The 20,606-nt window shown below is 64.7% G+C and carries 17 protein-coding genes; 2 read left to right on the top strand and 15 right to left on the bottom strand.

Annotated features, from left to right (window positions below):
* Positions 1 to 53: 53 nt before the first annotated feature.
* The 13 genes from KBY66_RS11220 to KBY66_RS11160 form a co-directional block, all read right to left on the bottom strand.
* Positions 54 to 1,181, bottom strand: coding sequence for a DegT/DnrJ/EryC1/StrS family aminotransferase (locus KBY66_RS11220; RefSeq protein WP_255089582.1), 1,128 nt, complete (start codon positions 1,179 to 1,181; stop codon positions 54 to 56).
* Positions 1,135 to 1,923 (bottom strand): class I SAM-dependent DNA methyltransferase, encoded by a 789-nt coding sequence (locus tag KBY66_RS11215; RefSeq protein WP_255089581.1) that lies wholly within the window; start codon positions 1,921 to 1,923, stop codon positions 1,135 to 1,137. Before KBY66_RS11215 ends, KBY66_RS11220 begins: the two co-directional genes overlap by 47 nt.
* Complete coding sequence (locus tag KBY66_RS11210; RefSeq protein ID WP_255089580.1) at positions 1,920 to 2,234, bottom strand: hypothetical protein; 315 nt, start codon at positions 2,232 to 2,234, stop codon at positions 1,920 to 1,922. Before KBY66_RS11210 ends, KBY66_RS11215 begins: the two co-directional genes overlap by 4 nt.
* Before the next feature lie 177 nt (positions 2,235 to 2,411).
* Positions 2,412 to 3,110, bottom strand: a complete 699-nt coding sequence (locus KBY66_RS11205; RefSeq protein WP_255089576.1) for a class I SAM-dependent methyltransferase — start codon at positions 3,108 to 3,110, stop codon at positions 2,412 to 2,414.
* Between the two features lie 775 nt (positions 3,111 to 3,885).
* Positions 3,886 to 5,823: an ABC transporter ATP-binding protein gene (locus KBY66_RS11200; RefSeq protein WP_255089575.1), complete on the bottom strand. Its 1,938-nt coding sequence runs from the start codon at positions 5,821 to 5,823 to the stop codon at positions 3,886 to 3,888.
* A gap of 455 nt (positions 5,824 to 6,278) precedes the next feature.
* Positions 6,279 to 7,364, bottom strand: coding sequence for a UDP-glucose 4-epimerase GalE (gene galE, locus KBY66_RS11195; protein ID WP_255089573.1), 1,086 nt, complete (start codon positions 7,362 to 7,364; stop codon positions 6,279 to 6,281).
* Positions 7,361 to 8,347: a GDP-L-fucose synthase family protein gene (locus KBY66_RS11190; RefSeq protein WP_255089571.1), complete on the bottom strand. Its 987-nt coding sequence runs from the start codon at positions 8,345 to 8,347 to the stop codon at positions 7,361 to 7,363. The genes galE and KBY66_RS11190 overlap by 4 nt, the downstream gene beginning before the upstream one ends.
* Before the next feature lie 28 nt (positions 8,348 to 8,375).
* Positions 8,376 to 9,491, bottom strand: a complete 1,116-nt coding sequence (gene gmd / locus KBY66_RS11185; protein WP_255089570.1) for a GDP-mannose 4,6-dehydratase — start codon at positions 9,489 to 9,491, stop codon at positions 8,376 to 8,378.
* Between the two features lie 140 nt (positions 9,492 to 9,631).
* Positions 9,632 to 10,360, bottom strand: coding sequence for a Bax inhibitor-1 family protein (locus tag KBY66_RS11180; protein WP_255089569.1), 729 nt, complete (start codon positions 10,358 to 10,360; stop codon positions 9,632 to 9,634).
* Between the two features lie 62 nt (positions 10,361 to 10,422).
* Positions 10,423 to 11,415 carry a PhoH family protein gene (locus tag KBY66_RS11175; RefSeq protein ID WP_255089568.1) on the bottom strand — a complete coding sequence of 331 codons (993 nt, stop codon included), beginning with the start codon at positions 11,413 to 11,415 and terminating at the stop codon, positions 10,423 to 10,425.
* 11 nt (positions 11,416 to 11,426) lie between these two features.
* Positions 11,427 to 11,843 (bottom strand): 30S ribosomal protein S16, encoded by a 417-nt coding sequence (gene rpsP, locus KBY66_RS11170; protein WP_255089566.1) that lies wholly within the window; start codon positions 11,841 to 11,843, stop codon positions 11,427 to 11,429.
* Positions 11,844 to 11,933: 90 nt separating this feature from the next.
* On the bottom strand, positions 11,934 to 13,412 hold the full coding sequence (gene ffh / locus KBY66_RS11165) for a signal recognition particle protein (RefSeq protein WP_255089564.1): 1,479 nt from the start codon (positions 13,410 to 13,412) through the stop codon (positions 11,934 to 11,936).
* A gap of 79 nt (positions 13,413 to 13,491) precedes the next feature.
* Complete coding sequence (locus KBY66_RS11160; protein ID WP_255089563.1) at positions 13,492 to 15,390, bottom strand: IMS domain-containing protein; 1,899 nt, start codon at positions 15,388 to 15,390, stop codon at positions 13,492 to 13,494.
* A gap of 126 nt (positions 15,391 to 15,516) precedes the next feature.
* On the opposite strand from KBY66_RS11160, the gene pdhA reads away from it, so the two are divergent.
* The gene (gene pdhA, locus KBY66_RS11155; RefSeq protein ID WP_255089562.1) at positions 15,517 to 16,605 is read left to right on the top strand and encodes a pyruvate dehydrogenase (acetyl-transferring) E1 component subunit alpha; all 1,089 of its coding nucleotides are present in this window, start codon (positions 15,517 to 15,519) and stop codon (positions 16,603 to 16,605) included.
* Between the two features lie 19 nt (positions 16,606 to 16,624).
* On the opposite strand, the gene KBY66_RS11150 is transcribed toward pdhA, so the two are convergent.
* Together KBY66_RS11150 and KBY66_RS11145 are read right to left on the bottom strand one after the other, a co-directional pair.
* Positions 16,625 to 17,554 (bottom strand): sigma-70 family RNA polymerase sigma factor, encoded by a 930-nt coding sequence (locus KBY66_RS11150; protein ID WP_255089561.1) that lies wholly within the window; start codon positions 17,552 to 17,554, stop codon positions 16,625 to 16,627.
* Positions 17,555 to 17,609: 55 nt separating this feature from the next.
* Positions 17,610 to 19,256: an NAD(P)H-hydrate epimerase gene (locus KBY66_RS11145; protein ID WP_255089560.1), complete on the bottom strand. Its 1,647-nt coding sequence runs from the start codon at positions 19,254 to 19,256 to the stop codon at positions 17,610 to 17,612.
* 51 nt (positions 19,257 to 19,307) lie between these two features.
* On the opposite strand from KBY66_RS11145, the gene mnmA reads away from it, so the two are divergent.
* Positions 19,308 to 20,471, top strand: coding sequence for a tRNA 2-thiouridine(34) synthase MnmA (gene mnmA, locus KBY66_RS11140; RefSeq protein ID WP_255089558.1), 1,164 nt, complete (start codon positions 19,308 to 19,310; stop codon positions 20,469 to 20,471).
* Positions 20,472 to 20,606 lie beyond the last annotated feature (135 nt).

The following is a 20,606-nucleotide window of genomic DNA, read 5'->3' as shown; positions in this document are numbered from 1 at the left end:
ATCTTTGGTTTTGCCTGCTTGGTGGTTGGCTGAAGTGTTGATAAGGGGGCCTCTTAGTCAGGGTAGGGTGTGCATTGCTTGAGAAGCTGTGGTGCAATGACATTGATTTGTTGGGTTGTGAGTGCAAGGCCGCTAGGCAGGTAAAAACCCTGTGTTGATAGCATTTCAGCGATTGGAAGGATCTCATTGATGAATAGGCCATGGGCCAGGAAAACTGGTTGCTTATGTATAGGGAAAAAGAATGGGCGCGTTCCTATCCCGACAGTACCAAGTTTGCCCATTATTTCCCCGGCACTTGTGTTTGGGTTTTTAAGAATAACGCCAAAGACCCAGTAGAGATTTTGGGCGTAGACAGTATTTTCATGTGGCAGCTGCAGGGCGTCTTCTTTGCTTAGTAACTTAGTATATTCGTGACCAATGCTGCGTTTCTTTTCTAGTGCTTGGTCTAGGCTTTCCAGCTGCCCCAACCCAAGTGCCGCCTGCAGATTCGTCATCCGATAATTCCAGCCCAACTCCTCATGCACAAACCGCTGCTTAGGTTGAAAGCAGAGGTTTCGCAGTGATCGGCAGCGGTCGGCAAGGGCATGGTCGTCGGTGACGACCATGCCGCCTTCGCCAGTTGTGATGTGCTTGTTGGGGTAGAAGCTGAAGGTGCTGATGTGCCCGAAGGAGCCGCAGGGGCGGCCCTTGTAGGTGCCGCCGATCAGTTCGGCGGCGTCTTCGATCACGGCGAGCTGGTGGCGTTCGGCCAGCTCGAGAATTGGGTCCATATCCACGGGCAGGCCGTAGATGTGCACCACCATGATTGCGGCAGTGCGGGGGGTGACAGCGGCGGCCACCTGCTCGGGCACCATGTTCCAGGTGACGGGATCGGCGTCGACCACCACGGGGGTGGCGCCGGCGCGCACGATGGCGGCGGCGCAGGAGATGATCGTGAAGGTGGGCAGGATCACCTCATCGCCGGGGCCGAGGCGCAAGGCAGCTACGGCCAGGTCGAGGGCTGCGGTGCCGTTGGAGCAGGCCACGCCGTGTTTGCGGCCAACGCGGCGGCTGAATGATTCCTCGAACTGGCTCACGAACGGTCCTTCTGACGAGATCCAGCCGGTGTTGAGGCACGTCATCACCAGCTCTTTCTCACGATCGCCGATCACGGGCTCGTTGACTGGGATGAAATCGCTCATTGCTTGCGCAGCACCAGGCATACGCCCCAGGTGGCCGCCGAAGGCGGATCTCCCTCGAGCCATTCTTCGGCGCAGAGGCGATCAAATCCGGTCGCTTCGGCGAACAGGTCGAGTTCCGGCAAGGAGAAGTGGCGCATGGGGTGGGTTTCGTTGAAGGTGTGCAGCTCCCCGCTGCCGGTGTGCTGGGCGAAAAGGTGTAGTGCACGTCCACCCTGTTGTCGTTGGGGTGGATGGTGGGTTCGGCGATGCGGGTGATGGCCAGATCTGGGGTGGAGATGCGCTTGATGCGAACCTCGGGTTGCTGGGCTGCTACGGCGGGAGAGTACCAGACGTCAAACAGGAAGAGGCCACCTCTGGGGAGGTGGTGGGCGGCGTTGGCGAAGGTGGCCTGTACGGCGGCGTTGCTGGTTTGGTAGCTGAGCACATGGAACAGGGAGATCACCGCATCCACCGGCTGGCTCAGACGGGTGGTGGTGATGTCGCCCTGCTGGCAGGTGAAGCCGGGCGCCTGCTGGGCGGCCTGCACCATGGCGTCGCTGCGCTCGATCCCATGTACGCGGTAGCCGCGCTCGGCCAGCAGGCAGCCGTGGCGGCCGGTGCCAGAGCCGAATTCCAGCAGTGAGGTGCCGGGGATGCCATGGCGCCGCAACAGCTGGTCGACGTAGTTGACTTCGGCAGCGCTGTCTTTCTGCTGGTAGAGGAGGTCGTAGTAGAGAGTGCTGGCATCGAAGGGCTGGTTCATGGCTTGATCACGGTTTGATCGGCACGGACGCCTTCGAAGCGGGTTTTGTCCTGGTCGCCTACATAGGGACCTTGCTTCACTTCGATCATCTCGGTTGGTTCTAGCATCTCGAAGCCATGGCCGCCGTAGGCGAGCAAGATCACGTCGCCGGTTTCGAGGATGCGGCTTTCGAGGTAGGTCTGGTCGTCATTGTAGAAATCGACCCGCACCTTGCCGGATTTGATGAAGAGCACCTCCTTGGTGAACTGAGCCTCGCGAGCCACGGGGTTGTGAACGTGGGGGGGGATCACGTAGCCCTCGGGGCGGTTCATGTACCCGAGCTGCTGGGTGAAATCTCCAGGAGTAAAAAAACAAATTCCGTCGTCCTTAAACTGAGATCCAAGTATCAAAGCCAGGGTCCTCCCGCAATGTACAACCTGACTAAAATAGGGGGATTTCATAACAATGCCCAAAGGGGAGTGATTGCAACAGACAGAGTGTACTGCAAGCTACTTCTTTTGAAGAATGAAGTAAGTTGTGTTTATCCCATGATAGGGTGTATCAAAGCGATTAATGATCTCAAATCCGCATGAGTGAGCCGCACTTGTAATCCAATTTGAATGCATAAAAACAGGAAAATCATATCCATCAGGGTTGGAAAGACGAAACCTTTCGATAACCTCACAGATTGCTTTCTCTGCGATAAAAACGTCAAATATAAACAATCCTCCACTCTTAAGAACCCTCGAAGCCTCCATGAAGTATCCACATGTTCTTAAGGCAGTAGTATATACAAAAACCCCGTGTGCGTACACTTTGTCAATACTCTGGCTGGCCGTTCGATCTAGTGAGCGGCCATCCGAAGGCCAGGCATTGACCTTGATTCCCAGGCTTGAAATTGCTTGCTTTCCATATGAAAGCCACGGAATATCAGGTTCATACATATCTACAGATACGGGCTTATCCGACTTGATAAGCTTTTCAAGGAACATACAAGTCCCCGAGCCTATTTCTAGAATCGAATCCACATTACTTTGCAAATGACATTGCTCAATAAGTCCAACAACCAAGTCCCTTCTGCTTCCGACAGAACCTAAATTTGATTCTTCAAGATACTCGCATATGGATAATCCCCTCTTCTTCGCCTCCTCGATGACAGCTGCTGCATCAAAATAGCCGAGACCAGTAGGGACTACGCGATAGCCCATACGTCGCAAAATGTACTTGGTAATCCTTAGATAATGAATGCTAAGTTTCGAAAAAACTCTTGAGCGGAACTTCATGGGCAGCTAATTAAGTAGTTGAGCGACGAAATTAAAATGAATGTGGCCAAGAATCCAGTCTGGAAGCATGCCTACATTAGGGCACCTCAAGTATGAGGATTTCCGTCCGCTCCAGTCATGTAAAAACCACCATGCTGGGGTTTTCGGCGAGTGATTGATCCATACGATCCGGGGCACCGGCGGGCCTTGGAGCCGAGCAGCCACGCCTCGTATCCATCATCACCGGATCCATCAGCACTCGAAGCCGTGGCTGCCAGAGATGCCTGAACGCGCCTCTGAAATTCCGCCTCGAAGCGCTGATGCAGCACCTACCTCATCTCCTGGAGGGTGGACAGGTTTTGGTTGGCCATCGCCTCAGGCTAAATGAGCCTGGAACCATATCGGGTTCAACGTAAGGTCGAGTGCTGAACGTCCTCATCTTGTGCGGTGCGCATCACTTCCACCGCACAGTGCTCCAGGGCACAGAGCAGTGCCTGTCGTGTACTGGCAATTCGTTTAAGCTCAGTGGAATGGCCAGGAGATGGCTCTGCAGGATGGCTAGCAACTGGGCTGCCTCTTGAGACGATCAAGACATGAACGCCTTCCGATTCACACCGGGTATCAAGATCCGCCTCTAGAGCCACTGGATCAAGGCAAGTTCCGAGGGCTGATTGGCTCGGCAGATCTTAGGGGCAGAGCAGGGAAGAGGGAAAGCCTTGGCTCAAATTGATGATGATGGTAACTGGATACGTGGCGTCTCATTTTCAAGGCAGGCTTGCTGTTTCCAAAGAACGGAATAATGCCCATCCCGTTCAAGAAGCTCTTGATGGTGACCCCGTTCCAGGATCTTGCCATGGTCCATCACGCAGATTTGGTCAGCGTTCACGATCGTGCTTAAGCGGTGGGCGATCACTAAAACAGTGTGTTCCCTCTCGAAACGCTCGATGGCCTCCTGGACCAGCCGTTCGCTTTGGCTGTCGAGGGCGCTCGTGGCTTCATCAAGAATCAGCAATTCCGGGTTTCGCAGGATCGCCCGGGCCAGGGAAATCCGTTGCCGCTGGCCGCCACTGAGCTTGTAGCCCCGCTCTCCTACCAGGGTGTCGTATCCCTTCGGTAACAGGTTGATGAACCCTGCAGCCTGGGCCACTTCAGCGGCGACTTCGATGTCTTTATGGCTTGCCCGGGGGCAGCCAAAGGCGATATTCTTCGCTATAGAGGCATTAAAAAGGAAGGTGTCCTGGCTCACCACACCAATCTGTTGCTGCCAGCTTTGTAGGTTCAACGTGGCAAGATCAGTGCCATCAACCAGTATCCGACCCTCTGTGGGCTCGTAGAGCCCCACCAGCAGATCGGCGATCGAGCTCTTGCCAGCCCCGCTTGCTCCCACCAGCGCCACGGTGTGCCCCTTGGGAAGTTTCAAGGTGATCTGTTTGAGGGCTTGAGGCAAGTCTGGCGCATATTGCAGCCCCACTTCCTGCAGCCAAACTTCATTACGAAGCCCTTCAAAGGGAATCCCACCTTGGCGTCGGAACTGCTTGCCTTCGGGGGAAAGGATCTGGTTGAGCCGTTTGAATCTGCCGCTGTTCTCGGCGATGCTGTTGAAGGTGCTGGCGATGCCTGCAAGGCGCACATTCAATCGTTGCAGGGTCAACACGAAGGTGACCAGGCTGGGCAGCACGCCAGTGCCCCGTGCTCCGAACACGGACAGGCTCAGCCCGGCGATCAAGGCGATCGCGGCAATCGGCAAAAATGACGAAACGGGCCCGATGATGTTCATCAGTTGGCTCTGCCGTCGCATTCCTAACTCCATTTCCCACATCTGGTGTCGGACTGCCTGATCAGCAGCTTCCAGTTGACCGCTAGTATGCAACAGCCGCAGGCCCTGAAAGTCTTCGGTGATCAATGTGTTGATCGCCAGCTGGCTATCGGTGACCCGGTTTGCTTGCCTGCCGATACGAGGCAGCAACTGCTTCTGCAGCAGGGTGATGGCTAATGCCACGCCAGCTGCCAGCAGCAACAACCAAGGCGAAAGGGAAATCAGGACCGTGAGATAGACGCCCGTGAGCAGCATCTGCAACAGGAGTTGACTGCTCTGGGTGATCTGGACGCTGACCGCCTGGGAACCCACCGCGGCGTAATCCGTGAGATCACCCACCGTATAGCTGCTGGAGCATGGGTAGGTGAGGCTGAGGATCTGGCTGTGGATTTTTGCCGTGACCAAGGCAGTGCATCGGGCGCTGAAATAGGCCACGGTTACCCCATTCAAGTAACGGGTGAGGCTTTGGATGGCCTGCAGCAGCACAGCGAGGGCAAGCAGGGCCAGGATGATCGCAGTGTGCGGCATTCCCGCGAGCATTTCCACCAGTTTCGGGAAACGCCCAACAAGCGGATTTGCCAACCAGTTCATGCCCGTGCTTCCATCCGAAGCCATCGGGTTGCTCAGTAGGTCCACCGCCAGAAAGATCACCGCCAGGCTGGCCCCTTCGCTGAACGCTTCCAGCAGGCTGGTGCCGAAATTGAACATGATCAGCTTCCATTGCTCGCGGGCGGTTGCCCGGATCAACTTCGGTGCCGGTTGCGTTTCAATGAACGGCGCCAGCACCAAGGTGGCCTGGGTGCGAAGGGTCCTCCTCAGGCTGTTTGGCAGAAGACGGAACATCGCTTGCTTAAACATGGTGCAGACGCTCAATGGACCTTTGCAATGCTGTGCCTATGGTTACTATCAATGACCGGTAATCTTTAGACGAGGATGAGGTGATTTCGGCAATCCCTGTCCCATTGATTGGTGGATGAGCCAAGCGTTGGCGATGCTATTCTTTGACGTCATCTTCTCAGCGCGAATCAAATGAACAGGTAACAGTGCAATCAATTAGGCATAGGAATGGCTTGGGGCTGTGATTGGGCGCGAGCAGGGCTCAAGCAGCCTCTTTACCATCCTACAACTAGGGACTGTTTCTTGGGGAATTCATGGGAATGGATGGGCTGAACTTGGAAATCGGCCAAGCAGTGTTCATGATGATGCTTTTGGTACTGACTGGCTTGCTCTGTGGTGACTGGATCAGGCAGGCTGGCAATTCCTTCTATTTTTTCCGATCAGAACGATTCTTGTCCATTTCACCCCACCGCCAGGCCGTGGCGGCGCTGATGCCAGGCCCAGGCGTGCCGCAGGATCGTGCTCAACTCCGGGTAACACGGCTGCCAGCCCAGCTCCTCTTTGGCCTTGCGGGCGCTGGCCACCAGTTCCGGCGGGTCGCCCTCTCGGCGCGGCTGCACCGTCACCGTGAGATCCCGGCCCGTCACCGCCCGCGCGGCGGCGATCACCTGCCGCACCGAAGCGCCGGCGCCGTTGCCGAGGTTGTAGATGAGGGGTGCCTGGGGCCGAGGCGCCCCGGGGCTCCCCTGGCCCATCAGCCGCTCCAGGCCGAGCACATGGGCATCGGCGAGATCGCTGACGTGGATGTAGTCGCGGATGCAGCTGCCATCGGCGGTCGGGTAGTCGTCGCCGAGCAGCTTCACGTCGGGTCGGCGGCCGGCGAGGGCATCTAGCACCAGCGGAATCAGGTGGGTTTCCGGGGTGTGGTCCTCGCCGAGGTCGCCGGCTGGATCGGCGCCGGCCGCATTGAAGTAGCGGAAGATCACGCTCGGCAGCCCGTAGGCGCGGCCGAAGTCGGCGAGCAGCTGCTCCACCATCCACTTGCTGCGGCCGTAGGGATTGATCGGTCGCTGGGGTGTGTCCTCGGTGATCGGCACCTGGTCCGGCACCCCATAGGTGGCGCAGGTGGAGGAGAACACGATCGGAATCGGGGCCTCCCGCTCGGCGGAATCGCTGCCCGGGCTTGGGGCGATCAGAGCTTCGAGCAGGGTGAGGGTGTCCCCCAGGTTGTTGCGGTAGTAGCGGGCGGGGTCGAGCACCGATTCCCCCACGTAGGCGTAGGCGGCGAAGTGCAGCACCGCGTCGATCGATGCTCCGGCGGTGCTGCCATCGGCAAGGACAGGATGGGAGCCGCTGAGCACCTGATCGAGCAGGGCCCGATCGCCCACCTGGCCCACCACCAGCGGCACCCGCAGCACATCCTCCACCACAGCCCGGTGGCCGTACACCAGGTTGTCAAGCACCACCGGCTGGTGGCCGGCCCGCTGCAGGGCCCGCACCGCGTGGCTGCCGATGTAGCCCGCCCCGCCGGTGACCAGAACCCTCATTGCCGCTGCAGGCTGGCCAGCTCGGAGTCCCGGCCGTAGGCCTCGGCGGTGCGGCGCAACCCCTCGGCCAGGGGGATCTTCGCTGTCCAGCCCAGGGCGGCGAGACGGCTCACATCGAGCTGCTTCTTGGGAGTTCCATCCGGTTTGCTGCGGTCCCAGAGGATCTCGCCCCGATAGCCCACGGCCTCCGCTACCAGGGCGGCCAGCTCCCGGATCGGCAGATCGACGCCGGTGCCCACGTTGAGGAACTGCAGCGGATCGGGTTCCGCCGGGGTGATGGAGGGTTGCCAACGCTCCAGGCAGAACACCGCCGCATCGGCCAGGTCATCCACGTGCAGGAACTCCCGCAGCGGCGAGCCGCTGCCCCAGCAGGTGACGCTGGGGGCCCCAGCTTCCTTGGCTTCATGGAAGCGGCGGATCAGGGCCGGCAGCACATGGCTGTTGGTGGGGTGGTAATTGTCGCCCGGTCCGTAGAGGTTGGTGGGCATCAGGCTGATGGCGTCAAAGCCGTGCTGCTGACGCAGGGCCCTGCAGAGCTGGATGCCGGTGATTTTGGCGATCGCATACCAGGCGTTGGTGGGCTCCAGGGCGCCGGTGAGGAGGGCCTCCTCCCGGATCGGTTGCTCGGCGAACTTGGGATAGATGCAGCTGCTGCCCAGGAACAACAGCCGCCGTGCGCCCTGGCGCCAGGCGTTCTCGATCACATGGTTCTGGATCTTGATGTTCTCCAGCAGGAAGTCGGCCGGGTAGGTGGCGTTGGCCAGGATGCCGCCCACCTTGGCCGCCGCCAGCACCACCACCTCCGGCCGCTTGGCGGCGAACCAGGCCGCCACCGCCGCCGGGTCAAGCAGATCCAGCTCCTGGCGGGTAGCCGTGAGCAGGTTGGTGTAACCCCTGGCCTCCAGGGCCCGGCAGATGGCGCTGCCCGCCATGCCCCGGTGGCCTGCCACAAAGATCCGATCCGCTTTGGTGATCAGCACCATTCCCTGCCTCCCTGGCCTAAATGGCCGCTCACGGCCTCACCAATGCCGGCGGATTCTCCATCGAGCCCACCACCGTGAAGCCTTCGCGTCGCAGGGTGGCCTCCTTGGAGGCCTCTTCCACATCAGCCGCCACCATCTCCGCCACCAGCTCCTCAAGGGTGGTGGTGGGGGTCCAGCCCAGCTTCTCGCGGGCCTTGGTGGGATCCCCCAGCAGGGTTTCCACCTCGGCCGGGCGGAAGTAACGGGGGTCGATCCGCACCACCATGGCACCGGTATCGGCGCGCTGGCCGGTTTCTCCCAGGCCCTCGCCGCTCCACTCGATCCCCCCCCAGCCCAGTTCCAGGGCGCAGAGCTCGATGAAGCGCCGCACGCTCTCCTGGCGGCCGGTGGCGATCACGAAGTCCTCCGGTGCCTCCTGCTGCAGCATGCGCCACTGCATCTCCACATAATCCCGGGCATGGCCCCAGTCCCGCAGGGAATCGAGGTTGCCCATGAACAGGGCCTGGTCGAGGCCGGCATCGATGCGGGCCAGGCCGCGGCTGATCTTGCGGGTTACAAAGGTTTCGCCGCGCCTGGGGCTTTCGTGGTTGAACAGGATGCCGTTGCAGGCATACATGCCATAGGCCTCGCGGTAGTTCACCGTGATCCAGTAGGCGTAGAGCTTGGCCACCCCATACGGACTGCGCGGATAGAAGGGGGTGGTTTCCTTCTGGGGGATCTCCTGCACCAGGCCGTAGAGCTCGCTGGTGCTGGCCTGGTAGATGCGGGTTTTGTGGGTAAGGCCGAGGATGCGCACGGCTTCGAGGATGCGCAGGGTGCCGAGGGCATCACCGTTGGCGGTGTATTCCGGGCTTTCGAAGCTCACCGCCACATGGCTCTGGGCGCCGAGGTTGTAGATCTCATCGGGCTGCACCTGCTGCACGATCCGGATCAGATTGGTGGAGTCGGTGAGATCGCCGTAGTGGAGCACCAGGCGGGGATCGCTTTCGTGGGGATCCTGGTAGAGGTGGTCGATCCGGCTGGTGTTGAAGCTGCTGGCCCGCCGCTTGATGCCATGCACCTCATAGCCCTTCTCCAGCAGCAGCTCGGTGAGGTAACTGCCGTCCTGGCCGGTGATGCCTGTGATCAGGGCGATTTTGCTCATGGGATGCGGTTGGACCAGGACTGCCTGGAGTCCTGAGATGGGAGGCATTCCAACATGAAAAAGCCAGGGAACACTCCCTGGCCATGGCTGAGTCTGGAAGTGCTGGCCCGGTCCCGGTGTCTTGAGCCTTGACTCAGGCTTCAGTCCCTGCGACCGCCCCCGTTGAGGGCGATGATCAGGCGCAGGATGAAGATGAACAGGTTGATGTAGGTGAGATACATCCCCAGGGCGCCGGCCAGGTATTGATCGTCGTTGTAGGTGCGCGGCATCGTGTAGAAGTCCACGAAGGCCGCTCCCACGAACAGCACCGTGCCGAAGCCGGCGATCAGCAACTCGAAGCCGTTGCCGCCGAAGCCTGGAATGAAGATCCCGCCCACGATCTGCACCACCATGGCGATCAGCAGCCCGAGGATGCCGAGGCCGACCACGCCGCTGAGGGCTTGGCCGAGGCTGTCGCTCATGTTGCGCCCCACCACCGAGGCGATCACGAAGGTGATGCCGGTGGCCAGGGCGGCCGTGCCGATCGCCCCGATGCCGGCGGTCCCGATCGCCAGCGCCACGATGCCGCTGAGGGTGAAGCCGGTGATCAGGCTGTAGGCCGCCAGGATCGGCAGGGCGGTTCCGTTGTTGCCCTTCATCGCCGCGTTCTGGGCGACGAAGAAGAGGATGAAGTTGCCGATCAACGACACCCAGAACAGGGGCATGAAGATCGGGCTGCCGATCATCGACAGGCCACCGACCACGCCGGCTGCCGTGAGCACCATGCCGCCGCCCACGTAGGGCAGGGCCTTGTTGACCACATTGGGACCAACCAAGGCCCCCTGCTGGGCCTCGCGGATCGCTTCCTGGAAATTGCTGCTGGCCGGCATGGCTCTTGGATCGAACTTGCCCATCCTGACAGCGTGGCTGGGGGTGTGGAGTGTGGATCTCCCTATCTGTTGTCCGCCGCCGCCCGGTCCTGGTCAAAGCGGGCATAGGCCTGCACGACCCGCTGCACCACGGGGTGGCGCACCACATCGGCGTCGGTGAGCGGGCAGATCGCCACCCCCTCCACCCCCGCCAGCACCCGAACGGCTTCGGCCAGACCACTGACCTGGTGGCGGGGCAGGTCCACCTGGCTGGGATCGCCGGTGACCACCATGCGGGAGTGCTCCCCCAGCCGGGTGAGCACCATGCGCATCTGGGTGGCTGTCGTGTTCTGGGCCTCGTCGACGATCACGAAGGCGCCTTCCAGGGTGCGGCCGCGCATGTAGGCCAGGGGCGCCACTTCGATCACACCCCGCTCCAGCATCGCGCTGGTGCGCTCCGCCCCCAGCAGCTCATGCAGGGCGTCGTAGAGGGGCCGCAGGTAGGGGTCCACCTTCTGCTGCAGGTCGCCGGGCAGAAAGCCAAGGCGCTCGCCGGCCTCTACGGCGGGCCGGGTGAGCACCAGGCGCTCGACGCGGCGCTCCTGCAGCATCCGCACGGCCTGCACGGTGGCCAGCAGGGTTTTGCCGGTGCCGGCGGGCCCGATCGCCAGGGTGAGGTCATGGCGCTCGATTGCCTCCACGTAGGCCCGCTGGGCTTCGGTGCGGGGCCGCAGCAGCTTGCCCTTCGTGCTGCGAGCCAGCACCTGGCTGCTGAGTTCGCGGTGCTGATCGCCACGGCCTGTGTCGAGGGCCGCCAGGGCCGTCTGGAGGTCGGCCTGCGCCACCGCCTGGCCCTCCACCCAGAGCGGCCGGACCAGCTCCACCAGCGCGGCGGACCGCTCGAGTTGGGCCGGCGGCCCCTGGATCACCAACCGCAGCCCCCTCAGCACAAAGCTGGCGCCGGTGAGAGCTTCCAGCCGACGCAAGGTGGATTCGGCTTGGCCGGCCAGGGCGAGCGCGGCGGCCTGATCGGGGAGATTGATCGAGAAGGAAGCAATCCGCTCAGATCCGGCCATCGGCCGGACGCTCACGCTTCGGCGCTGACCGGTTCGGGTTCGGGGGCCGATTGGGCGGCTTCAGCGGCAGCAGCTTCAGCGGCAAGGGCCGCTGCCTTGGCCTCGGCGGCTTGCTTGGCCGCTTGCTGGATCAGGGCTTCCCGGGCAGCGGCCTGCTTGGCTTTGCCGACGGTTTCGCCGGGACGGATGGTTTTCTCGATCAGGCCACCTTTCTCCAGCAGGGAGCGCACGGTGTCGGTGGGTTGGGCACCCTGGCTGAGGCGCACCCGGATCGCTTCGGTATCAAGGCGGGTTTCCTTGGTGCGGGGGTTGTAGAAGCCCAGTTCCTCAAGCGGACGGCCATCCCGGCGGGAGGTGCTGTTGGTGACGACGAGGCGGAAGCTCGCTTCCCGCTTTTTGCCGAACCGCTTCAGGCGGAGCTTGATCATTGTGGCGTTGTCATTGGATTTCCAGCCCACGACTCTACAGGAGCCATCAGCGGCCAAGGGAACTCTTGGCATCCAGGCTGATGCCCGCCGTCAAAGCTGGCCGAAACCCTTGCGCTTCTTGGCCGGTCGGCTGGTCTTCCGGGGGCCGGCGCCCGCACCGCGCCCCGACGCCCCCGCCATGGCAGCTCCCTGGCCCATCATCCCCGGCATTCCGGGCATTCCGGGAAAACCACCACCGAGCCCTGGCAGTCCGCCCATGCCGGGCATGCCGCCGCCGCGGGTCATCTGCTGCATGAAGCCGCGCATCTTCTGGAAATCGGCGAGCACCTTGTCCACCTCCGCCGGGCTGTGGCCGCTGCCGGCGGCGATGCGCCGCCGGCGGGACGGTTGGGCGGCGAGCAGTTGGGGTTGCTTGCGCTCGGCCTCGGTCATCGAGCCGATCATCGCCTCGATCCGCTTCAGCTGAGCTTCGCCTTGCTTCAGCATGCCGTCATCGAGCTTGTTCATCCCCGGAATCAGCTTGATCAGCCCGCCCAGGGAGCCCATGCGCTTGATCATGCGCATCTGCTGAACGAAATCGGAGAAATCGAAGGAGGCCTCCTGCAGCTTCTGCTGCATGCGCTCCACATCGGCCAGCTCCACCTCCTTGCTGGCTTTCTCCACCAGGGTGAGCACATCGCCCATGCCGAGGATGCGGCTGGCCATCCGCTCCGGGTGGAAAGGCTGCAGCGCCTCCACCTTCTCGCCGGTGCCGATGAACTTGATCGGCGCCCCGCTCACCTGGCGGATCGAGAGGGCCGCACCTCCGCGGGAATCGCCATCGAGCTTGGTGAGCACGGCCCCGGTGAGTCCCACCTGGTCGTGGAAGGCGCGGGTGAGCTCGGCCGCCTCCTGGCCGATCATCGAATCCACCACCAGCAGCACCTCATCGGGCTGGGCTGCAGCGCGGATCCGCACCATCTCCTCCATCATCGCGGCATCGATCTGGAGCCGGCCGGCGGTGTCCACCAGCACGGTGTCGAAGCCCTCGGCGCGGGCTTTGGCCACGCCGGCGGCGGCGATGTCCTCCGGTTTGGCATCGGCCCCGAGGCTGAACACCTCCACGCCGATCTGGTTCCCCAGGGTCTGCAGCTGGTCAATCGCCGCGGGCCGGTAGACGTCGGCGGCCACCAGCAGGGCCCGGCGCCCCTGCTCCTTGAGGTGCAGGCCGAGCTTGGCGGTGGCGGTGGTTTTGCCCGCCCCCTGCAGGCCGGCCATCAGGATCACGGTGGGGGCGGTCTCGGCCCGGGCCAGGGGAGCGTTAGCACCCCCCATCACCTCCACCAGCGCCTGGTGCACCAGCTGGATGAACTGCTGATCCGGGCTGACCCCCCGCACCACCTCGGCTCCGATCGCCTTCTGACGCACATCGGCGATGAAGCCCTTGATCACCTCCAGGCTCACATCGGCTTCGAGCAGGGCGCGCCGCACCTGCTTGAGCGCCCCATCGACGTTGCCCTCGGTGATCGTGTCCTGTCCCCTCAGGCTCTTGACGGCGTCTTCAAAACGCTGGGAAAGCTCGTCGAACATGGGGGCGGACCGGGCGGTGGGGCGGAGGCTGGAGGGCCTGCCGCCTCTGGATCCTAAAAAGCGACCGCTCCGAGGGCCCTCAACGGCGGGGGCGCCAGGCCGCCAGCCGCCAGATGCCGTCGTCCCGGGCGAACACGTAACTGTTGCTCAGCTCGATCGGAGCGGTGCGGCTCACCACCGTGCCGGCTGCGTTGGTGGTCTGCTCGCTGTAGAGCAGCTTGGAGGTGGTTTCAATCCGTTTCGGGCTGCTGCTGATCACCGCGAGCTGCTCCACCTCGGCCTTCACCCTCTGCTGCTCCCGCCGGCTGGCGTTCCGGCGTGCCTCGGCCTGCAGGCCGTCCACCAGGGCCGGGCGGGCCAGCTCAGCCAGCGGCCGGCCGGGGGACTGGCCGGCCAGCACCTGCGCTTTGGCCTTCAACCAGGCCTCCAGCAGGCCCTTGATTTCGGCCTCGCTGGGGTCGATCGCCCGGAGGGGGCCGGTGGCGGGGATCACCGCCGCTGGTGGCGCGGAAGGGGGCTTGGCAGGCTGCGCTGCTGCGGGCTTGAGGGAAGCGGTGGCCTTGGGGGGCGCAGGGGGCTGGTTGAGCGGCCTGAAGGCAAACCAGGCGCCCCCGGCCACAGCGGCGCCAGCGAGGCCGAGGGCCGACGGGATCAGCCAGCCGGACTTGCGCCCAGGACGGCGTTGGGTCGCTGGCCTCGCCTTCGGTTGCGGTGATTTCGGTGCTGGATCCAGGCCAAGCGGATCGGGCGAATCCCCCTGGGCCCCGGGCGCCGGTCCCAGGGGGCCTGGCCAGTCGGTCGTGCCAGGGGATCGATCCTGCCCCTCCACATAGGACTGAATGTCGCGATCGGCGAAGTAGGCATCCAGGTCGGCATCGGTTTCGATGTCGCGGTAGCCCGGCAGAACCTCCCGCGACAGCCAATCCCGGCAGTAGGCGCAGAGCTGGGCGAGGGGATCGTCGCTTTGCTGCTCGGCCCAGCGGCGCAGGTCCTGGTCGGCCGTGCTCAAGAAGGTGGCCTGGGCCGCTTCGATCTGGCCGAGCAGCAGGTGCTGGCAGGCCAGGTAGGGGCCGACGCCGGGATGGCCGCTGTGGGTCAGCCGCTGATGGGCCGCGGCGATCCGCTCCGGCTTGCGCTGGGCGAAGCCGGAGGCGGTGAGGGCGTAGCTGGCCAGGAATTCCGCCGTGGCGGAGCCTTCCTTCGCCCAGCGGCCAAAGAGATCCACCTGCTCCTGCACGGTGAGGAACTGGCGAATCTGCTTGAAGAAAGCCTGGAACTCCTGGCGGGGCAGCTCCGGATCCCCGTCCCCCTCCAGGCCGCCGCGCTTCTTGACCAGCACCTCGAGCCAGCGGAGGCCCTCCTGCCGTTCCGCGGTGGCAGTGAGGTCACGGCTGAGCAGGTCCAGCACCCGGAAGGGCAGGAGGTTGTCGAGCTCGTGGTCGAGCTGGCGGCGTTGCTCCGGCGCCTGGCCCATGCGCTGCAGCAGTTGTCTGCCCTGCAGCAGCAGGGAAGCGGCGGCCTCGAAATGCCGCTCCCGCCGCAGATCGGTGGCGGCATGGAGGCAGGTGAGCCCCACCAGCAGGGTGAGATCGGCTTCACGGCTGCTGCCCAGGGCCGGGGTCTGGGGGGGTTGGAGGCTGTGGCGAGCGGTTTCGAACGCGTCCAGGGGCTGGCCGGCCTCCATCAGCAACAGCAAGCCTCCCACCTCCTTGGAGATGGGCACATCCAGGCCCGGCGCCCCGGCGCCGCCACTGCCCTCGAAGGCGATCAGATCGGCCTCGTAGGCGTTCCGCCGTTCCTCGTCGCTGAGCAGGTCGGCACTGGCCCGCAGCAGCTCGGCCCTGGCCTGGAGCGCCTCGTGGCTGAAGCCCTGGCCGGGGGGATTGTCCAGCCGTTGCTGCAGGGTGCGCAGCACGTTCTGGCCATCGGAGGAGGGGCTGACCCCGAGCAGGCGGTAGTGGTCGATCGGAAGTTCCAACCGCAGCGACTCCCAGTCCCGTCTCGGGTGATGTTGGAGGTGAGTGTAGGCAGCAGCATCGGTTTTGACTCCTTCCGATGGTTGGACCCCGTACAGTCGGCCCCTGAAGTCCAGGCCACTCCAGTCATGACCCAGGAGTTCGCGCTCAAGCTCCCCCCGGAAACGATGGCTGCCGAGGCCGCCGGCAGCCACGCCCAACGGCTGGCGGCCTTCACGGCCGCTCCGCTCACGGTGAGCCGTGAGGAGGGCCTGATGCTCTACCGCGACATGACCCTGGGCCGGCGCTTCGAAGACAAATGCGCCGAGATGTACTACCGGGGCAAGATGTTTGGCTTCGTGCATCTCTACAACGGCCAGGAAGCGGTGGCCACCGGCGTGATCAAGGCCATGAAGGCCCAGCACGACTGGTTCTGCAGCACCTACCGCGATCACGTGCACGCCCTCAGTGCCGGCGTGCCCGCCCGGGAGGTGATGAGCGAGCTGTTCGGCAAGGCCACCGGTTGCAGCAAGGGTCGCGGCGGCTCGATGCACCTTTTCTCCAGGGAGCACCACCTCCTGGGCGGCTACGCCTTCATCGGCGAGGGGATTCCGGTGGCCCTCGGCGCCGCCTTCACCAGCCGCTACAAGCGCGACGCCCTCGGTGATGCCAGCAGCGATTCCGTCACGGCGGCCTTCTTCGGCGACGGCACCTGCAACAACGGCCAGTTCTTCGAATGCCTGAACATGGCGGCGCTCTGGAAGCTGCCGATCCTGTTCGTGGTGGAGAACAACAAGTGGGCGATCGGCATGGCCCACGAACGGGCCACCAGCGAGCCGGAGATCTGGCGCAAGGCTGCCGCCTTCGGCATGGCGGGGGAGGAAGTCGACGGCATGGACGTGCTGGCGGTGCGCGCCGCCGCCCAGCGGGCGATCGAGCGGGCCCGGGCTGGTGATGGCCCCACGGTGCTGGAGTGCCTCACCTATCGGTTCCGCGGCCACTCCCTGGCCGATCCCGACGAACTGCGCAGCGAAGCGGAGAAGGCCTTCTGGGCCCAGCGGGATCCGATCAAGGCCCTGGCGGCCCAGCTGATCGGCGCCGGGTTGGCCAGCGCCGAGGAACTCAAGGCGATTGAAACCGAGATCGATGCCGAGGTGGCCGATTCAGTGAGCTTTGCCCTGGCGGCCCCCGAGCCCGATCCCACCGAACTCACCCGTTTCATCTGGGCAGAAGACTGATAAGCCGAGCACTGACCTCTCAGGGGCCCACTGAGCACAACTCGGACAGGCTGCGCAGTTTCTGCAGAGCCTTCAATTCCACCTGCCGCACCCGCTCACGGGACACGTCCATCAACCGACCGATCTCGGCCAGGGTGCTGCGCTGGGCTCCGTTGATGCCGAAGCGCAGGTCAAGCACCTGGCGCTCCTGGGCCGAGAGCTGGCCGAGCCACTGCTGCAGCTGGTCGTGGTCCATCGCCTGTTGCATCAGCTCGAGGGGCTCCTGGCTGGCTGGGCAGGCGATCAGATCACCCAGGGCGCTGCGGCCGTCCTGGCCATTCACGGGAGCATCCAGGCTGGAGGTGGTGAGAGATTGGCGTAACAGCCCGTCGAGCTCCTCGATCGGAATCGCCATCGCCTCGGCGATCTCCAGGCGGCTGGGCATCGCCCCGAGCTTCTGGGCCAGCTCCAGGCTGACGCGGCGAACGGCGTTCAATCGCTCACCGAGGTGGACGGGCAGCCGGATCGTGCGCGACTGGCAGGCGATCCCCCGGGTCATGCTCTGGCGGATCCACCAGAAGGCATAGGTGGAGAACTTGTAACCCCGGGTGGGGTCGAACTTCTCGACAGCCCGCTCGAGCCCCAGGGAACCCTCCTGGACGAGGTCGAGCAGCTCAAGCCCTTTGCCCTGGTACTTCTTGGCCACGCTGACCACCAGCCGGAGGTTGGCTTTGATCATGCGCTGCTTGGCCCGGCGGCCGACCCGCATCACCTGGTTGTGCTTGCCGGGGGCTTCGGCCGGTTCGTCGCCCTCCAGCAGGCGCATCATCGTCTGGACCTGGTTGCCGAGTTCGATTTCCTCAGCCGGGGTGAGCAGCGGCTCGCGGCCGATCGAGGTCAGGTACCAATGGATTGAATCCGTCCTGCGCCTGCGGCCGCTGTCCCGGGACTGAAGACTGGCGACAGCCATGAAAACCCGAAAAGTTTTGCCAATCTCCAGGCAATTGGCCTGGTGGGGTGTGTTTTCAACAACCTTTCACGGCCTTGCTTGCAAAACAGAACAGTTGCCGGGACAGCCGGGCGGCGATCGCCTGGGGCGTGGCGGCGCCGGCGCCGAACATCCGGCAGCACTGCAGGCCGGCCTGGGCATGCTCCAGGGCGGCGGCCGCCAGCAGCTCCCCATCCTGGCCACACTCCGGTTCGATACCACCGGTGGCTCCACGGCCTGCGGCATAGCCTGCCAGCACATCCCCCAGCCCGGCGCGGGCGGCCGGGGCGGCGGCCTCCAGCAGCTGCCAGCGGCGGCCATTGGCCGCGGCCACCACACTGCGGGCCCCCTTGAGCAGCACGGTGGCACCAGAGCGGGCGGCGGCGGCGGCGGCGGCTTCCAGCGGCGGCTCCCCCGCCAGGTCAGGGAAGAGCCGGGCGAACTCGCCGGCATGGGGCGTCAGCCAGGTGGCACCCCGGCGCCCCCGCAGCCAGGCCTCGCCAGGCCTGCCCGCCGCGCCGGCGGCCAGGCGGTTGAGTCCATCGGCATCGACTACCAGCAGGCCACCAAACGCCTGCAGCGCCTGCCAGGCCAGGGATTGATCGGCTGCATCCTCACCATCGCCGACGTTGGCGCCGCCGATGCCCGGGCCGAGCAGCACCGCGTCGAGGCGATCCAGGGCGCCCGCTTCCCCCAGAGCCGCCAGGCAGAGGCCCCCGGAGCCTGTGCTGGCCAGGGCACGGTGCGCCACCACGTGGGGTTGCACGGCCCAGAGGCCTTCAGCCACCGGGAGCGGCACGGCGGCCCGCAGGCTGCCGCAACCGCTGGCGCTTGCCCCCAGCAGGCTGAGCAGGGCAGCGCCGCGATAGGCGTTGCTGCCGGCCACCACCAGCAAACGGCCCCGCCCGTACTTCGCCGCCGCCGGGGGGGGCTTGGGCCAGGGGGCGGAAGCCAGATCCGCCGCCGTCAGGCCCAGGGGCTGGTCCGCCGGCAGGGCGTTGAGCCGGGCGGCCGGCAGTCCCAGGTCGAGACGCTCCAGCTCCCCCACCCAGGCCAGGGCGCTGTCCTGCACCAGCCCCTGCTTGCGCAGCCCCAGGCAGAAGGTGCGGCTGGCGCAGGCGGCAGCGCCCCCCAGCACCCGACCGCTGTCGGCGCAGAGGCCGGTGGGCGCATCGATCGCCACCAGGTGGCCGGGCCGCTCCAGCTGGCGGGCTGCCAGCAGGCGCTCGATCGCCTCCCCGGGGGGGCGGTGCTGGCCGATGCCGAACAGGGCATCGATCCAGAGGCGGGGGTCGGTTGGATCCGGGCTGGTGGTGCTCCACGCCAGGCCCAGCCAGAGGGCGTGGCGCCAGTGGGCGTCCGTGAGCGGTTTGCGGCGCTCGAAGGGGCACCAGAGCGTCACGTCGATGCCGGCCAGGTGCAGCTCCCGGGCCACCACCAGCCCATCGCCGCCGTTGTGACCGGGTCCCACCAGCACCACCACCCCCCCAGCCAGCAGGGCCGGCTCGGCGAGCAGCCGCCGGCTGATCTGCAGGGCAGCCTTCTCCATCAGGGCCTCGATGGGCAGCCCGCTGGCGAACAGCTCCGCCTCAAGGGCCGCCATCTGGTCGGAGTGCACCAGAAGGTGGGCGGCATCACGGGCGGGCCAGGGGGGCACGGCAAGGGCGGCGCGGGCTGGTTCCATGATGGGAGTTCTGTCGCAGGCCGCTTCGTTTCCGCGTCGAGGCCCTCCGCTGTGACCCGTTCCGTCTCCGCCCCCGCCCCTCCCGCCACGGCCGCGGCGATCGAGCGGTTGCGCGCCTGGCCGGGCGAGCATCGGGTGGCCGTGGGCCTCTCCGGCGGCGTCGACAGTTCCCTCAGCGCTGCCCTTCTGGTGGAAGCCGGCTGGCAGGTGGAGGGGATCACCCTCTGGCTGATGAGCGGCAAGGGCAGCTGCTGCGCCGAGGGGCTGGTGGATGCGGCCGGCCTTTGCGAGCAGTTGGCGGTTCCCCACCACGTGGTGGATTCCCGCGCACACTTCCAGGAGCAGATCGTCGATTTCCTGGTGGAGGGCTACGCCGGCGGCGTCACCCCCCTGCCCTGCTCCCGCTGCAACCGGGAGGTGAAGTTCACCCCGATGCTCGATTGGGCCAAGGCGGAACGAGGCATCGCGCGCGTGGCCACCGGTCACTACGCCCGGTTGCGCTCGGCAGAGCAGAGCCCCAACGGCCGCACCCAGCTCTTGCGGGGCCTCGATGCCAGCAAGGACCAGAGCTACTTCCTCTACGACCTGCCCCAGGATGTGCTGGGGCGGCTGGTGTTTCCGCTCGGGGAAATCACCAAGGCGGACACCCGCCTCGAGGCGGAGCGGCAGGGGCTGCGCACGGCCCACAAGCCGGAAAGCCAGGACCTTTGCCTGGCCGATCACCACGGCTCGATGAAGGCCTTTCTGGATGCCTACCTGCCCCCTCGGCAGGGGGAGATCGTGCTGGCGGACGGGACGGTGATCGGCCATCATGACGGCCTTGAGCACTTCACGATCGGCCAGCGCAAGGGGCTCGGGGTTGCCTGGCGCGAGCCGTTGCATGTGGTGCGGCTTGACGCCGCCCTGAACCGGGTGGTGGTGGCCCCCCGCGCCGAAGCCGCCCGCTCCAGCTGCGTTGTGGGAGCGATCAACTGGGTGTCGATCGATCCCCCCACCGAGCCTCTGGACCTGGAGGTGCAGGTGCGCTATCGCAGTGGGCCCGTGCGGGCCCTGCTCACACCCCTGCCGGCAACGGCCGCTGATCAGGCCGCAGAGCGGCCCTTTCGCGGCCGGCTGGAGTTCGAAGAGGAACAGTTCTCGATTGCACCGGGGCAGGCGGCGGTGTTCTACGCCAGTGACCTGCTGCTGGGGGGTGGGCTGATCCAGCAGGGTTGATCCAGCGAGGATCCGCTCGCGAGTTTTCCATGGCCCCTGGGCTCTACACCCTTCGATCCAGTGGAGTTCACCTGCGAGGTCAACGGAGGTCAACGGGTGATCACGCCTCTTTTCTGTGCCATGACGATGGGACGG

The sequence above is a fragment of the Synechococcus sp. Tobar12-5m-g genome, assembly GCF_024345415.1.
GTDB lineage: Bacteria > Cyanobacteriota > Cyanobacteriia > PCC-6307 > Cyanobiaceae > Regnicoccus.
Note: the sequence above shows the minus strand (reverse complement) of the source record. Positions and strands in the feature narration are given on the sequence as shown.

Coding starts and splice junctions, on each gene's coding strand:
- KBY66_RS11220 (WP_255089582.1), bottom strand. CDS start 1,181: ATGAGCGATTTCATCCCAGTCAACGAGCCCGTGATCGGCGATCGTGAG.
- KBY66_RS11215 (WP_255089581.1), bottom strand. CDS start 1,923: ATGAACCAGCCCTTCGATGCCAGCACTCTCTACTACGACCTCCTCTAC.
- KBY66_RS11210 (WP_255089580.1), bottom strand. CDS start 2,234: ATGAACCGCCCCGAGGGCTACGTGATCCCCCCCCACGTTCACAACCCC.
- KBY66_RS11205 (WP_255089576.1), bottom strand. CDS start 3,110: ATGGGCTATCGCGTAGTCCCTACTGGTCTCGGCTATTTTGATGCAGCA.
- KBY66_RS11200 (WP_255089575.1), bottom strand. CDS start 5,823: ATGTTCCGTCTTCTGCCAAACAGCCTGAGGAGGACCCTTCGCACCCAG.
- galE (WP_255089573.1), bottom strand. CDS start 7,364: ATGAGGGTTCTGGTCACCGGCGGGGCGGGCTACATCGGCAGCCACGCG.
- KBY66_RS11190 (WP_255089571.1), bottom strand. CDS start 8,347: ATGGTGCTGATCACCAAAGCGGATCGGATCTTTGTGGCAGGCCACCGG.
- gmd (WP_255089570.1), bottom strand. CDS start 9,491: ATGAGCAAAATCGCCCTGATCACAGGCATCACCGGCCAGGACGGCAGT.
- KBY66_RS11180 (WP_255089569.1), bottom strand. CDS start 10,360: ATGCCGGCCAGCAGCAATTTCCAGGAAGCGATCCGCGAGGCCCAGCAG.
- KBY66_RS11175 (WP_255089568.1), bottom strand. CDS start 11,415: ATGGCCGGATCTGAGCGGATTGCTTCCTTCTCGATCAATCTCCCCGAT.
- rpsP (WP_255089566.1), bottom strand. CDS start 11,843: ATGATCAAGCTCCGCCTGAAGCGGTTCGGCAAAAAGCGGGAAGCGAGC.
- ffh (WP_255089564.1), bottom strand. CDS start 13,412: ATGTTCGACGAGCTTTCCCAGCGTTTTGAAGACGCCGTCAAGAGCCTG.
- pdhA (WP_255089562.1), top strand. CDS start 15,517: ATGACCCAGGAGTTCGCGCTCAAGCTCCCCCCGGAAACGATGGCTGCC.
- KBY66_RS11150 (WP_255089561.1), bottom strand. CDS start 17,554: ATGGCTGTCGCCAGTCTTCAGTCCCGGGACAGCGGCCGCAGGCGCAGG.
- KBY66_RS11145 (WP_255089560.1), bottom strand. CDS start 19,256: ATGGAACCAGCCCGCGCCGCCCTTGCCGTGCCCCCCTGGCCCGCCCGT.